This is a genomic window from Inhella inkyongensis, from assembly GCF_005952805.1.
In the GTDB taxonomy this organism is placed as follows: domain Bacteria; phylum Pseudomonadota; class Gammaproteobacteria; order Burkholderiales; family Burkholderiaceae_C; genus Inhella; species Inhella inkyongensis.
In genome coordinates, this window is record NZ_CP040709.1 from 1399878 (window position 1) to 1413485 (window position 13608).

The 13608-nt window shown below is 63.8% G+C and carries 14 protein-coding genes; 7 read left to right on the forward strand and 7 right to left on the reverse strand.

The genetic code is table 11. The features are described from left to right. Window positions 1-39: 39 nt before the first annotated feature. The 4 genes from FF090_RS06895 to FF090_RS06910 form a co-directional block, all read right to left on the reverse strand. Window positions 40-492 carry a universal stress protein gene (locus FF090_RS06895; protein ID WP_246071535.1) on the reverse strand — a complete coding sequence of 151 codons (453 nt, stop codon included), beginning with the start codon at window positions 490-492 and terminating at the stop codon, window positions 40-42. Between the two features lie 83 nt (window positions 493-575). After that, the gene (locus tag FF090_RS06900) at window positions 576-1430 is read right to left on the reverse strand and encodes a sulfurtransferase (protein WP_138856029.1); all 855 of its coding nucleotides are present in this window, start codon (window positions 1428-1430) and stop codon (window positions 576-578) included. Further along, window positions 1423-2319 (reverse strand): DMT family transporter, encoded by an 897-nt coding sequence (locus FF090_RS06905; RefSeq protein WP_138856030.1) that lies wholly within the window; start codon window positions 2317-2319, stop codon window positions 1423-1425. The genes FF090_RS06900 and FF090_RS06905 overlap by 8 nt, the downstream gene beginning before the upstream one ends. A gap of 47 nt (window positions 2320-2366) precedes the next feature. Further along, window positions 2367-3476: an aromatic ring-hydroxylating oxygenase subunit alpha gene (locus FF090_RS06910; protein WP_138856031.1), complete on the reverse strand. Its 1110-nt coding sequence runs from the start codon at window positions 3474-3476 to the stop codon at window positions 2367-2369. A gap of 289 nt (window positions 3477-3765) precedes the next feature. Between FF090_RS06910 and FF090_RS06915 the strand changes: the two genes are divergently transcribed. The 4 genes from FF090_RS06915 to folE2 all read left to right on the forward strand — a co-directional run bounded on the left by FF090_RS06915 (window position 3766) and on the right by folE2 (window position 7675). After that, window positions 3766-3996 carry an exodeoxyribonuclease VII small subunit gene (locus FF090_RS06915; RefSeq protein WP_138856032.1) on the forward strand — a complete coding sequence of 77 codons (231 nt, stop codon included), beginning with the start codon at window positions 3766-3768 and terminating at the stop codon, window positions 3994-3996. A gap of 2 nt (window positions 3997-3998) precedes the next feature. Beyond that, window positions 3999-4889, forward strand: a complete 891-nt coding sequence (locus tag FF090_RS06920; RefSeq protein WP_138856033.1) for a polyprenyl synthetase family protein — start codon at window positions 3999-4001, stop codon at window positions 4887-4889. 1 nt (window position 4890) lies between these two features. Beyond that, window positions 4891-6798 carry a 1-deoxy-D-xylulose-5-phosphate synthase gene (gene dxs, locus FF090_RS06925; RefSeq protein ID WP_138856034.1) on the forward strand — a complete coding sequence of 636 codons (1908 nt, stop codon included), beginning with the start codon at window positions 4891-4893 and terminating at the stop codon, window positions 6796-6798. Window positions 6799-6877: 79 nt separating this feature from the next. Then, a complete protein-coding gene (gene folE2 / locus FF090_RS06930) occupies window positions 6878-7675 on the forward strand; it encodes a GTP cyclohydrolase FolE2 (RefSeq protein WP_138856035.1) in 798 nt (265 codons plus the stop codon). Window positions 7676-7757: 82 nt separating this feature from the next. On the opposite strand, the gene FF090_RS06935 is transcribed toward folE2, so the two are convergent. Then, window positions 7758-8510 carry a vWA domain-containing protein gene (locus FF090_RS06935; protein ID WP_138858316.1) on the reverse strand — a complete coding sequence of 251 codons (753 nt, stop codon included), beginning with the start codon at window positions 8508-8510 and terminating at the stop codon, window positions 7758-7760. 161 nt (window positions 8511-8671) lie between these two features. Next, complete coding sequence (locus FF090_RS06940) at window positions 8672-9559, reverse strand: LysR family transcriptional regulator (protein ID WP_138856036.1); 888 nt, start codon at window positions 9557-9559, stop codon at window positions 8672-8674. Window positions 9560-9639: 80 nt separating this feature from the next. Between FF090_RS06940 and lysA the strand changes: the two genes are divergently transcribed. From lysA to FF090_RS06955, 3 genes are all read left to right on the forward strand, one after another. Then, window positions 9640-10902: a diaminopimelate decarboxylase gene (lysA, locus tag FF090_RS06945; protein ID WP_138856037.1), complete on the forward strand. Its 1263-nt coding sequence runs from the start codon at window positions 9640-9642 to the stop codon at window positions 10900-10902. A gap of 96 nt (window positions 10903-10998) precedes the next feature. Continuing rightward, window positions 10999-11697, forward strand: a complete 699-nt coding sequence (locus tag FF090_RS06950) for a substrate-binding periplasmic protein (protein ID WP_175423563.1) — start codon at window positions 10999-11001, stop codon at window positions 11695-11697. A gap of 110 nt (window positions 11698-11807) precedes the next feature. Beyond that, window positions 11808-12569, forward strand: a complete 762-nt coding sequence (locus tag FF090_RS06955; protein ID WP_138856039.1) for a PEP-CTERM/exosortase system-associated acyltransferase — start codon at window positions 11808-11810, stop codon at window positions 12567-12569. A gap of 14 nt (window positions 12570-12583) precedes the next feature. Here the strand turns inward: FF090_RS06955 and FF090_RS06960 are convergent, their stop codons facing one another. Next, a complete protein-coding gene (locus FF090_RS06960) occupies window positions 12584-13591 on the reverse strand; it encodes an inorganic phosphate transporter (RefSeq protein ID WP_138856040.1) in 1008 nt (335 codons plus the stop codon). Window positions 13592-13608: the final 17 nt, after the last annotated feature.

Genomic DNA, 13608 nt, shown 5'->3' on the forward strand with positions numbered 1-13608 from the left:
GATGGGCGGGTTGGGGAGGACTCTAAGCCAGTAAGGGCTTCAGCGCACCACCAGCACAGGAATCTTGCTGTGGGTCAGCACCTTCTGGGTCTCGCTGCCCAGGATCAGGGCGCTGACGCCGCGCCGACCATGGCTGGCCATCACGATGAGGTCGGCCTTGACGCGTTGGGCATGGTCGACGATGGCTTGCCAAGGCAGATTGCCCTCGACGCTGCTGCCCTCGCAATGCACCCCGGCCGCCTGAGCCAGGCGCTGCACATCAAGCAGCCGCGTGTTGGCCACGCGCAATTCGGTGTCCAGATGCTCCTGCGGGCTGATGGGCTGGGTCTCGGCCAGTGGGCTGTAGGGGTAGGGCTCCGTCACGGTGACGGCAAACATCTGGGCCCCCAATTTTTGAGCCAAGGCCACGGCCTGCTCGGCTGCTTTGGCAGTGATTTCGGACCCGTCGGTGGCGATGAGGATGCGCTGGTACATGAAGGCTCCCGGTGGCATGGCGGCGCAGTCTGCCGGTATCCAGGCGGCTCCGCATTGCTCCATGTCAACCCTTGCCGGTGCTGGCCGGCCAGGGGTTCGCTTCAGCCTTTGGCGACGGGGCGGCGCGGGTCTGCCGACCATTCGCTCCAAGAGCCCGGGTACAGGCTACCCAGCCCCAACCCGGCCAATTCCACGGCAAAGAGGTTGTGGCAGGCGGTGACGCCTGAGCCGCATTGGTGCACCACGGCGTCGCCCCGCTGCTTGCCCAGGAGGGTTTGCCATTCCTGGCGCAACTGCTCTGCGGGTTTGAAGCGGCCATCGGCTTGCAGATTGAGCGCAAAGGGGCGGTTCAATGCACCCGGGATGTGGCCGGCCTGGGTGTCCAGGGGCTCCACCTCGCCACGGAAGCGCTCGGGCCCGCGCGCATCCACGATCAAGATTCGACCGAGTTGGGCGGCCACTTGCGCCGCGCTAAGGGTTGGCAGCTCTGCGCCCAATGCCTGGGGAGTCGGCGCCGGCTCAAGCGGTGGGATGGCGGTGCTGAGCGTCAGTCCGGCCGCACTCCAGGCGGACAAGCCGCCATCGAGCAGTCGGACGTCGTGCTCACCCAGCCAGCGCAACATCCACCACAGGCGAGCGGCATACATGCCGCCCTGCGCGTCATAGGCCACCACCGCCCTGCCCGGCGCCCAACCGCGTTGGGCCAGTCGTTGTGCAAAGACCTCGCGCTCCGGCAAGGGATGGCGACCGCGAAAGCGCCCCGTTTCGCCGTGCAGCGGGGCGCTGAGATCGGCGTCCAGGTGCAGGTAATGCGCTCCGGGCAGATGGCCCTGGGCGTAGGCGCGCGCACCGGCCTGCGGGTCGCTGAGCTCGAAGCGCAGGTCGAAGAGCAGCGGCGGTTGCGGGCCGGCCAGTTCGCGTTGCAGGCTGGTGGCGTCGATCAGGTGCTCATTCATGGGCGGTGTCCGTTGGCAAAGAAGGGGCTTGGCGACTGCGCAGCAAGGTGGCGCTGAGGCCGGCGCTGATGATCAGAGCGATGCCCGAGACTGCGATCCAGCCCAGGGCCTCATCAAACACCCACCAGCCCAGCAGGGCAGCAAAGACGATGCCGGCGTAGTTAAGGGTGGCATTGACCAGCAGTCGTCCCTTGGCGTAGGCGGCCGTCATCATCACCTGGGCCACGGTAGCGCTCAGGCCCACGGCCAGTAACCAAAGCGGGCCCCAGGGGCTTTGGGGTGGTGCCACCACGGCCGGCAGCCAGAAGGAGAGCAGGGCGCCGGCCAGCACGCTGGTGAGGCTCAGGTAGAACACCACGCGCACCTCGGGCTCACCTGCGCGCCCTAGAGCAGCCACCTGCAAGTAGGCCAAGGCGGCGAGCAGGCCCGAGCCCAGGCCGGCCAAGCCCCAGGGCAGCTGGTCGCGCTCGAAGGTGGGCTGCAAGACCAGGGCCACACCGACAAATCCGACCAGTACGGCAGCGATTAGGCGCGGGTCCAGGCGCTGTTGCCCGAGCAAAACGGCGCCACCGAGCAGGAATAGGGCCATCCACACCGAGCTCATCTGATTCAGGGTGATGGCGGTGGCGAGTGGCAGGCCGCCGATGGCCCAGAACCACAGGCACAGGGCGGTGACGCCGACGATGCCGCGCCAAGCGTGCATCCAGGGCACCGAGGTGCGCAAGGGGATGCCGCGCCACCGCGCCAACGCCAGCAGTGCCAAGACGCCGATCAGACCTCGCACGGTGACGATCTGCGCCGCGCTGTAGTGGGCACTGGCGAGCTTGACGAACAGACCCATGGCTGCGAAGAGCAGGGTCGCGGTGAGCATCAGCAGAGAGGCAGGCATCAAGAAAAACGCCCGGCTGACCGGGCGTGATGGTTCAAAGCTCGAACTCAGAGTTTCATTTTTTCGCGGTACCAAGCATGGAAGTGCTTCATGCCATCCTCCATCGGGCTCTGGTACGGCCCCACCTCGTTGTCCCCGCGTTCCATCAGGGCCAGGCGGCCGGCATCCATGCGCTCGCCGATCTCGTCGTCTTCGACGCAGGTTTCCATATATGCGGCCTGCTGGGCTTCGATGAACTCGCGTTCGAAAGCGGCGATTTCTTCCGGGTAATAGAACTCCACCACATTGGTGGTCTTCTGCGGCCCCTTGGGGATCAGGTGCGAGACCACCAGCACATGCGGATACCACTCCACCATCAGGGTGGGGTAGTAGGTCAGCCAGACGGCGCCCTGCTTGGGGGGCTCGCCCTTGCGGTAAGCCATCAGGGCGTCGTGCCAGCGGCGATAGACCTTGGAGCCTGGCTTGTCCAGCGCACCCTTGACGCCGACGGTCTGCACCGAGAACTCCTGGCCCCACTGCCAAGCCAGGTCGTCACAGGTGACGAACTGTCCCAGCCCCGGGTGGAAGGGGCCGACGTGGTAGTCCTCCAGATAGACCTCGATGAAGGTCTTCCAGTTGTAGTTGCAGTCGTGGATCTGCACCTTGTCCAGCACATAGCCGCTGAAGTCCAGATCCTTCAGCACCTGCAGCCCGGCCATGTCGGCCGCGATGTCGCGCCCGTTGTCCTCAAACAGCAGTCCGTTCCACTGGCGCAGATTCCAGCGGTTCAGGTTCAGGCAGGGGTCTTGCTCAAAATGAGGAGCGCCGATCAGGTCGCCCTTGAGTCCATAGGTCCAGCGATGCAGGGGGCAGACGATGTTGGCGCCCGTGTTGCCGCGTCCTTTGAGCATCACGGCCTGGCGGTGGCGGCAGACGTTTGAGACCAGCTGGATGCCATCGTGCCCACGGACGAGCGCGCGCCCCTCGCCCTCGTGGGCCAGGGTCAGGAAGTCGCCGACTTCGGGCACCGCGAGCTGGTGACCCACATAGCGGGGGCCAGGTCGGATGATGCGCTCCTGCTCGCGCTCGTAGAGCGCAGGATCGAAATAGGCAGAAACGGGGAGCTGCGTGCCACAGCTGCGTTCAAGCGCCCCGATGGCAAGACTCAGATCGGACATGACCCAAGAGTTCCTCCAAGACACCCGTTTCGTCGGCTTGCTCCGGCGAAACGTCAAAAAGCCCGGCAGGGCCGGGCTTGCGGGACCCAGGAATGCGCCGGGCGCAGCTGGGAAGGGGGCGGATTCTACCCAGGGGCGCCGAGATGGGGCGGTGGCATTGCACAAGAGTTGAGTCTGCGCAATCCCGCCCAAACCAAGGGGATGTGTCGGTTCGAAGGGGGTGCCGACCTACAATCGCGCCCTTTTTTGCAGCTGCGCACCCGGTTTTTTATCCAGGCGCACCCCCGTTATGCCCAAAAGCGCCAAAGCCGCTCCACCAGCCAGCTTCGACGCGGCACTTGCCGAGTTGGAGCAACTCGTGGGCGCCATGGAGGGCGGGGCGTTGCCGTTGGAGCAGCTGTTGGCGGGCTATCAGCGTGGCGCAGAGCTGCTGGGTTTTTGCCGAGAGCGCCTGCAGGCGGTCGAGCAGCAGGTCAAGGTGCTGGACGATGGGGCACTCAAGGCCTGGGAGGACACATAAGAATGTTGCAGGGTGAATCGTTTGATGCCTGGTCAGAGTTCGCGCTGACGCGCTTTGAGGGCTTGCTCGACGCTTGGGTGCCGGCCTCGGCGCCGGCGGGTTTGGGTGAGGCCATGCGCTATGCGGTGCTGGGCGGTGGCAAGCGCTTGCGGCCCCTGCTGGTGCGTGCGGCCTGCGCGGCAGTGGGCGGCAATGAGGCAGCGGCCGATAGGGCCGCTGTGGCGGTGGAATTGATCCACGCCTATTCCCTGGTGCACGACGACATGCCCTGCATGGACGACGATGTGTTGCGTCGCGGCAAGCCCACCGTTCATGTGGCCTATGGCGAGGCACAGGCCATGTTGGCCGGCGATGCCATGCAGGCGCTTGCTTTTGAGGTGCTGACAGACGATGAGTCCATTGATCCAGCCTTGCAGGCCAATTTGTGCCGGCTGTTGGCGCGGGCCTCGGGCCATGCCGGCATGGCGGGCGGGCAGGCCATCGATTTGGCGGCCGTTGGGCAGGCTTTGAACGAAGAGCAGCTGCGCGATATGCATCGGCGCAAGACTGGGTTGTTGCTGCAGGCCAGCGTGATGATGGGGGCCGCATGTGGTGCGCCATCGGCCGCCGCACACCAGGCTTTGCTGACCTATGGTGCGGACATCGGCTTGGCCTTCCAAGTGGTGGATGACATTCTGGATGTGACCCAGGACTCGGCCACCTTGGGAAAAACCGCTGGCAAGGACAGCCAGGCCAACAAGCCCACTTATGTGAGCGTGCTGGGCCTGGAGGCTTCGCGTCGCTACGCCGCCAAACTGCGTGACGAGGCCCTCGCGGCGCTCGATGGTGTGAAAGGGTTGGCCGATCAGCGCCTGCGTGAGTTGGCCTTCAAAGTGGTTGCCCGTGAGTACTGAAATGAATGCTTCAAGTGCGTCCCTGCTCTCCAAGATCGACAGTCCTGCCGATCTGAAGCGACTGAGTCGGGCCGAGTTGCACCGGCTGGCCACTGAGCTGCGCCAATACGTGGTTGACTCGGTTTCGAAGACCGGCGGCCACTTTTCCAGCAATCTGGGCACCGTCGAGCTGACCATTGCCTTGCACGCGGTCTTTGATACGCCGCGCGACCGCATCGTCTGGGATGTGGGTCATCAGACCTATGCGCACAAGATCCTGACCGGCCGGCGTGATCGCATGGATACCTTGCGTCAGCAAGGGGGACTTTCGGGTTTTCCGCGCCGCGATGAGAGCGAGTACGACACCTTCGGCACCGCACACAGCAGCACCAGCATCTCGGCCGCCCATGGTTTTGCGATGGCGGCCAAGCTCAAGGGCGAAGAGCGCCGCGCCATTGCGGTGATTGGCGACGGCGCGATGACGGCCGGCATGGCCTTCGAGGCGCTGAACAACGCTGGCGTGCCGCATGGCGGCCTGCTGGGTGATGTCCTGGTGATCCTGAACGACAACGACATGTCGATCAGCCCGCCGGTTGGGGCGCTGAACAAGTACTTCACCCGTTTGATGAGCGGTAGCTTCTACGCTGCGGCGCGCGAGGGTGCCAAGTCGGTGTTGAAAAACACGCCGCTGTATGAATTCGCGCGACGCTTTGAAGAGCACACCAAGGGCATGTTCGTGCCCGGCACCATCTTCGAAGAATTCGGCTTCAACTATGTCGGGCCGATCGACGGCCACGATCTGGACGCCTTGATTCCGACCCTGGAGAACCTGCGCGACAAGAAGGGGCCGCAGTTCCTGCACGTGGTGACCAAAAAGGGGCAGGGCTACAAATTGGCCGAAGCGGATCCGGTCAAGTACCACGCGGCCTCCGGGAAGTTTGATCCCGCCATTGGCTTTGTCAAACCGAGCGTGCCGCCCAAGAAGGCCTTCATGCAGGTGTTTGGCGAGTGGCTGTGTGATCAAGCCGAGGCGGACCAGAAGCTGGTGGCCATCACCCCCGCGATGCGCGAGGGCTCGGGCATGGTGGAATACCACAAACGCTTCCCGACGCGTTACTTTGATGTAGGCATTGCTGAGCAGCATGCGGTGACCTTTGCCGCCGGACTGGCCTGCGAAGGTCTCAAGCCCGTGGTGGCAATCTATTCCACCTTCTTGCAACGCGCCTACGATCAAATGATCCACGATGTGGCGCTGCAGGACCTGGACGTACTGTTTGCGCTGGACCGCGCGGGCTTGGTTGGCGCCGATGGCGCCACCCACGCGGGCAATTACGACATCGCTTTCACCCGTTGCATTCCGAAGATGGCCGTATTGACCCCGGCCGATGAATTGGAGTGCCGACAGCTGCTGAGTACGGGCTATCAGTTCAAGGGGCCGGTGACCGTGCGCTATCCGCGTGGCGCGGGCACCGGAGTGGATGCCGGCAAGGCGCTGGAGACCTTGCCTTGGGGCAAGGGTGAGATGCGGCGAGAGGGCAACAAGGATGGCAAGGGCGTGGCCATCCTGGCATTCGGCACCTTGCTGTATCCGGCGCTCCAGGCTGCGGAGGCATTGGACGCCAGCGTCGCCAACATGCGTTTCGTGAAGCCGCTCGACACGGAGTTGGTGGAACGCTTGGCGCGCCAGCATGGCTTGCTGGTCACCGTCGAGGATGGCTGCGTGATGGGCGGGGCGGGCTCTGCGGTGCTGGAGCATTTGCAAGCGGTGGGCCTGAATGTGCCGGTGCTGCAACTGGGTCTGCCCGATGTGTTTGTCGAGCATGGCGAACCTGCCAGGCTGATGGCGCAGTGTGGTCTGGACGCGGCGGGTATCGAGCGCAGCATCCGGCAGCGACTGGGTGTGCCGGCGCTGCGCGCCGTCAACGATTGAGTTCGCTCCTCTAGCCCCTTTTACGCAAGGACATTGGACGCATGCGAAGCTGCGCACCTTGTCTGCAACGCCACTGTCCATGAGTCCGACTGCCCAAGCCAGCCACATCCCCGACACCCAGGGTGAGCGCGACGAGCGCCACCTGGCCATTCAGCGGGTGGGTGTGAAGCGGGTGCGCTTTCCCCTGCAACTGCGTATCGGTACGCAGGTGCAGGCGTCGGTGGGCGAATGGACCCTGGATGTGGCGCTGCCGGCCGAAAAGAAGGGCACACACATGTCGCGCTTCATGGCGTGGCTGGAGTCTGGGGCGGACGAAGTGCTGGAAGCCAGCAGCCTGCGAGACCGGCACCAGCAAATGCTGACCCTGTTGGGTGCGGTGAGCGGCCGCACGGAGGTCAGTTTCGCGCTTTTCATCAAGAAGCGCGCACCGGTGTCGGGCATTGAAAGTAGGCTGGATCACCAGGCGCGATGGGTGGTGGAGACCGATGCGGCGGGGCGCACCCGCCTTTGGCAAGAGTTGGCTGTGCCGGTCAAATCGCTGTGCCCCTGCTCAAAGGAAATCAGCGATTACGGCGCGCACAACCAGCGTTCCATTGTCACGATGGCGGTCGAGTTGCGGGAGCCCTGGAGTTTTGCTGCACAAGCGCGAGTGGCCGAAGAGTCGGCCTCCAGCGAGTTGTGGCCGCTGCTCAAGCGTGCTGATGAAAAGTGGGTCACAGAGCGCGCCTACGAAAACCCGCGCTTCGTCGAGGATCTGGTGCGCGAAGTGGCGCTGCGCCTGAATTCGCAGGCCTCAGTCGGGGCTTATCGGGTAGAGGTCGAGAACTTCGAGTCCATACACAACCACAGCGCCTTTGCCTGTATTGAGCGCAGCTGATACGGCGCTGCGGGCGTAAAAAAGCCCGGCTCTTGGCCGGGCTTGGATCGAGCGGACGAAGCTGCCGCTCGGTACTTCAGACTTATTGCTTGCGACGCAGGGCGCCGATGCCCAGCAGCGCCAAGCTGGTCAGAGCCAGCGTGGCAGGTTCGGGGATCTGGCCGGTCACGGTGCGCAGCTTGTTGCCGATCGCAGCCGCATAGGCCTGGGCATCGGCAACGCCGATGTAGAAGCCCTGGTTGGGGAAGTTGTAGGGCGAGGTGTCGTCGCAGGGGCCGGGATAGCAGATGTTGTTCATCAGATAGGTCTTGTCGACACCTCCGCCGATGCCTTCAATGCTGATGTTGTCCACGCCCATTGCAATCGCGGCGTCGCGAGCCGGCTTGCCATCGGTGGAGCTGATGCCGTCGGTGGCGAAGTTAATGTAGGACTTGTCGGCGTTCTGGATGGTGTTGCCCAGCACCGTATTCATGGTGCTAAAGGCCGCCGAGAAATTGGTGCCGCCACCCGAGAAGGTCAGCCCGGCGATTTGGTTCGCCAGCGCGGTGCGCGAAGCCACATCGGTCACCAGGAAGTTCTGGATGTTGGCCGTGGCGGAGGATGCAAAGGTCACCACGGAAACTTCATAGGTTCCGTTGGCCGGTAGCAGGGTGTTCACGGCGTTGGCCAGGCCGTTAACGATGATGCTCCAGTTGCCCGAGCCGATGCTGCCCGAGCGATCCAGGATGAAGCCCAGCTGCGTGGGGCCAGCCGCAGCGGCGCTGGAGAACAGCAAAGTGGCGGCAGTGGCTGCGCCTGCGAGGGTCGAAACGGCAAAAGACTTGAGGGTTCTCATGATGAATTCCCAGTGGTTAAAGATCGCCTACATATCTAGCGATGTTCATGCCAGAGTTTGATTCTTTATTAATGGCAATAACTTAGCGCCTGTTTGTCAGGCGAATCGTCGCCGAATGTCAACATCACCGACGCAATGAGACAAGGGCGGTTAGGGAGGCTTCAGCAACTCTGGTGCGCTCTCAAGGCGCTACGCAGGGCTGCGGCGAGGATGGGCTGCAGCCGATGCTGAGGTCGATGCGACGGAAAGATGAGGCTGACGGTGAAAGGGATGGAGTGCCGCAGCGGTCGCCAATGCAGTCCTGGTCCGGCGCAAGCCCTGGCCGTGAGTGGATTGACGATGGAAAGTCCCAAACCGGCCTGTACGAGCGCGCATACCGCCACAGCGCTGTGCGTTTGCAGTCGTTGAATGCGCTGGATGCCGGCGTGCGCGAATGCTTGGTCAATGCCCTGGCGATAAGGGTCGTTGCTGGCCAGGCTGATGAAGGGTTGACCGGCGAGATCCGCCAAGTCCAGGCTGGGCTGAGCCAGCAAGGGATGGCCGGCAGGCAGCACCACCACTTCGTCCAAGTCAGCCACGACCTCCAGATGGCAGCCGCTGGGGGCGTGATGTGACTCGGCCACCGCCAAATCAAAGCGCTGCTCACTCATCCATTGATCCAACCAGGGGTTCTCGGCCGGCGTGATGGTGAGTGGCGCTGGCGGGCAGTGCTGCAGGGCTTGGGGCAATAGAGCGTGCGCCAAGGCGGGCAAGGCCAGGACTTCCAGGGCCTGCTCTTCCTGACGCGCCAGCGCAAGTGCCTGGTCTTGGATGTGGCGCAGCCCTCGATAGTGAGCCTGAACCCCTTCGTAAAGGCGCAGCGCGGCGGCCGTGGGCGTGAGCTTGACGGCGCCGCGGTTGAAGAGGCGCAGTCCGAGTCGCTCCTCCATGCGTGCAAGTTCGCGACTCAGGGTGGGTTGGGAACTGTGTAGCGCCTGAGCAGCTGCCGTCAGACTGCCCGCCTCCATGATGGCGCGAAAAATTTCGACCTGTCGGTGGTTGATGGGCATGTGCTTCGTATATCCAAAATGAATGCAAGGCCAATGAAATGTAATTTGACGGCATGTTGCTGGGCTTGCATGCTCACACCATGCTGAATTCAGACCTTGCCAGGGAACTGGCAACCCAATACGGAACCCCTCTGTGGGTCATGGATGCCGAAGTGGTGCGCGCGCGCGTGGCCCAGCTTCAAGGCTTTGACACCATTCGCTTTGCCCAGAAGGCCAATCCCAACACCCATGTGCTGGGCTTGTTATGCGGGTTGGGAGTCAAAGTGGACGCGGTCAGCCGAGGCGAGGTGTTACGGGCCCAGCACGCGGGGTTTTCGTTGGGCGGAGCGCAGGGCAGCATGGCCGAGGCCGTCGGAGCGGAACTGGTTTACACGGCGGACTTGTTGGACCGCGAGACCTTGGACCTGGTGTGCGAGCGCGCGCTGGTGGTGAACTGCGGTTCCTTGGACATGCTGCAGCAACTGGGAGAACGATCGCCGGGACATGCAGTGTGGCTGCGCATCAACCCAGGCTTTGGCCACGGTCACAGCCGCAAGACCAACACGGGCGGCGAGGGCAGCAAGCACGGCATTTGGCATGGCCAATTGCCGCAGGCGCTGGACTTGCTGCGCGCCCTGGGCCTGCGGCTGGTGGGCTTGCACATGCACATCGGCTCTGGGGTGGACTATGAACATCTGGCGCGGGTCACGCGCGCAATGCTGGATGCGGTCACGACCGTGCGTCAGGCCGGTTTGGACTTGCACGCTTTATCCGCCGGGGGTGGGCTGTCGGTGCCCTATCGGCCCGAAGACCCCAGTGTGGATACCGCGCACTACTTCAGTCTGTGGGATGCGGCCCGCAAGCAGGCTGAAGTGATACTCGGTCACGGCCTAGCACTCGAGATCGAGCCGGGTCGCTTCTTGGTCGCCGAAGCTGGCAGCTTGTTGGCCGAGGTACGGGTCCGCAAGCAACAGGGCGACTTGAGCTATTTGCTGATCGACGCGGGCTTCAATGACTTGGTGCGGCCGGCGATGTACGGGGCCCACCATGCTATGCGGCTGATCACCCGCACACCGCGCGAGTTGGGGCCTACGCAAGAGGTCATCGTGGCGGGTCCGCTGTGCGAGAGCGGCGATGTCTTCACCCAGGATGCTGCGGGCGAACTGAGACCGCAAACCCTGCCGCAGGCCGATGTGGGCGACTGGATTGAGATTGAACGCACCGGCGCCTATGGCAGTGCGATGTCGAGCAACTACAACACCCGACCTTTGGCCGCGGAGGTCTTGGTCGATGGCGCTGATTGCCGCTTGATCCGGCGGCGGCAGGCGGTCGAGGACTTGCTGGCCCTGGAGTCCGGGCTGTAGTCGCAGGCAATCCCGGGTGGCGTAGCGGGCGGCCCGGTGCAAGACTCGGCCATGGGCGCAACGCGAATCATGATCGGAGTACTGAGTGCTTTGACCTTGTCGGTCGAAGCTGCGCAGCCCCTGCCTTTGCGCTTTGACGCTGGCAACCCGCCCTTCATGTCAGAACAACAGGGCGTGGCCGTGGGCTTCTATCCCTTGCTGTTGGAAGCGGCCGCGCGGCGTGCCGGGGTGGCGGTTGAATTGCGTGCGATGCCGTGGGTGCGGGTGGTGCGTGAAGTCGACGACGGCCTGTCTTGCGCAGTGGGGGTTTATTCGACCCCGGCCCGCCGTTCTCGCTGGGCGTTTTCAGAGCCGTTTTTCAAGGACCAGATTCTGGTGCTGGGCCTGCCCGGCCGAGAGTTGCCGCCAGTGCGCGAAGTGAAGGATCTTGTGGGCCTGCGGGTGGGGGTGGTGCGTGGATGGGCCTACGGGGAACTGCAGGAAAAGGTGGAAAGGCTCGACCGCTTGGAGTCCACCTACGACGACCAACTCTTTCAGAGTCTGCAGGCCGGCAAGAGCGATGTGGTGCTGGCCCTGCAGCATGCCGCCCAGCACACCCTGGAGCGATTGGGCATGGAGGCTCGCATCCTGGCCGTATTGGCGGAGCAAGACGTGCACATCGCCTGCCCGAAGCGGGCACCATTCGTGCCGCAGATGCAGCGTCTGAGTCAGGTGCTGCGGGTCTGGAAGCGTGATGGCACGATGGCCCGGATGGCTGGGCAGTCCTTGGGTCCGGCCGTCAAGCCGTCGCGTTAGGGCCGGGCTGGTTTGTTCGCTGAGCCTGGTGCGGCCCTGCTGGCTAAGCAGCCGGGGCCGCCCAATCCTGCCGCACACTGTGGAACTGTGTGAATTTGGAGATCGCCACGATGAGCATCGACCGCCGCGATTTGGGTGCCAGCTTCAATGAGTACTTTGAACTGGTGCCGGCCTTCGATGCAGCCACCAAAGCCGAGGTGTTTCGAGTGCGGCATGAGGTGTATTGCCGGGATCTCGGTTGGGAGCCGCTGCGCGACGATGGCCAGGAACGGGATGCCTTTGATGACCAGGCCTTGCATTGCCTGCTGCGGCGGCGCGGCAGCGGCGAGCCTGTCGGTTGTACGCGGCTGATCCTGACCTCCAGCTCGCAGCCGCATGACTTGCTGCCCTTCGAGCGCAGTTGCGCCGAGGTTCTGTATCGAGATCGAGTCGACCCCGCGCAGTTGCCACGCGCGCAAGTCACTGAGATTTCGCGGCTGGCTGTGATGCGGAACTTTCGCCAGCGCAAGGGCGAATCCGGTTCCCCGGTGGCCTTGGCGGATGAAGACTTTCAGCCCCAGGGCGGGCAGATGCGCTTCCCCTTCATCCCGGTAGGCCTTTATATGGGTGTGGCGGCCATGGCCATTCAGCTGGGGTGCGACTTCAACTTTGTGCTGACCGAACCGCGCCTGGCTGCGCATTTCGAGCGCATCGGCTTTGACATCGAGTGTGTGGGGGCAGCCATCGAGCACCATGGCGAGCGCGCCCCGTATTTGCTCTATGGGCCGCGCGCCTTGGTCAGGCTGCGCCCGATGGTGCGGCCGCTGTATGAGGTCATTGCGGCCGATGTCGCGCGCGCCATCGCAGCACATGGGCTGCAACGGCGCGCATAGCGATCAAGCGGCGCTCAGAAGATTTGCAGACTGAGCCAATAGGCCAGGGCGGCCACAAAGGCCGAGGCCGGAATCGTCAAGATCCAAGCCCACACGATGCCCCCGGCCACTCCCCAGCGCACGGCGCTGGCACGGCGGGTGGAGCCCACCCCGACGATGGCGCCGGTGATCGTGTGCGTGGTGGACACCGGGATGCCCAGCGCGGTGGCCAAGAACAGCGTCATCGCTCCGCCCGTTTCGGCGCAGAAACCGCCCACCGGCTTGAGCTTGGTGATGCGTTGCCCCATGGTCTTGACGATGCGCCAGCCACCGAACAGCGTACCCAGGCCGATGGCCGCATAGCAGCTGATGATGACCCAGCCCGGCGGCGCCTTGTCGGCGGCTGAGGCATAGCCTGTTGCCAGCAGCAGCATCCAGATGATGCCAATGGTCTTCTGCGCGTCATTGCCGCCATGGCCCAGGCTGTAGGCACCGGCCGAAACCAGCTGCAGGCGTCGGAACCATTTGTCCACTTTGGTGGGGCGGCTGCGCCGGAAGATCCAGGCTACCGCCACCATCATCAGCGAGCCCAGGGTGAAGCCGAGTAGGGGCGAGACCAAGATGAAGCTGACCGTCTTCAGAATGCCCTTGGCGATCAGCGCATCGGTGCCGGCCTTGGCCACCGTGGCGCCGACGATGCCCCCCATCAGCGCGTGTGAGCTGCTGGAAGGGATGCCGTAGTACCAGGTGATGAAGTTCCAGGTGATGGCGCCCACCAGGGCTCCGAAGACCACATGCGTGTCCACCACCCCGGACTCCACAAAGCCCTTGCCCACGGTGGCAGCCACACCCAGCTGGAAGATGAAGATGGCGATGAAGTTGAAAAAAGCGGCGAAGGCCACCGCCTGACCCGGACGCAGAACCCCAGTGGACACCACGGTGGCGATCGAGTTCGCCGCATCGTGGAAGCCATTCATGAAGTCAAACGCCAAGGCCAGGGCGACCAGGATCACCACTACATAGAGCGCGGATTGCGTATCCATGTCGACTCTCGGGCGCC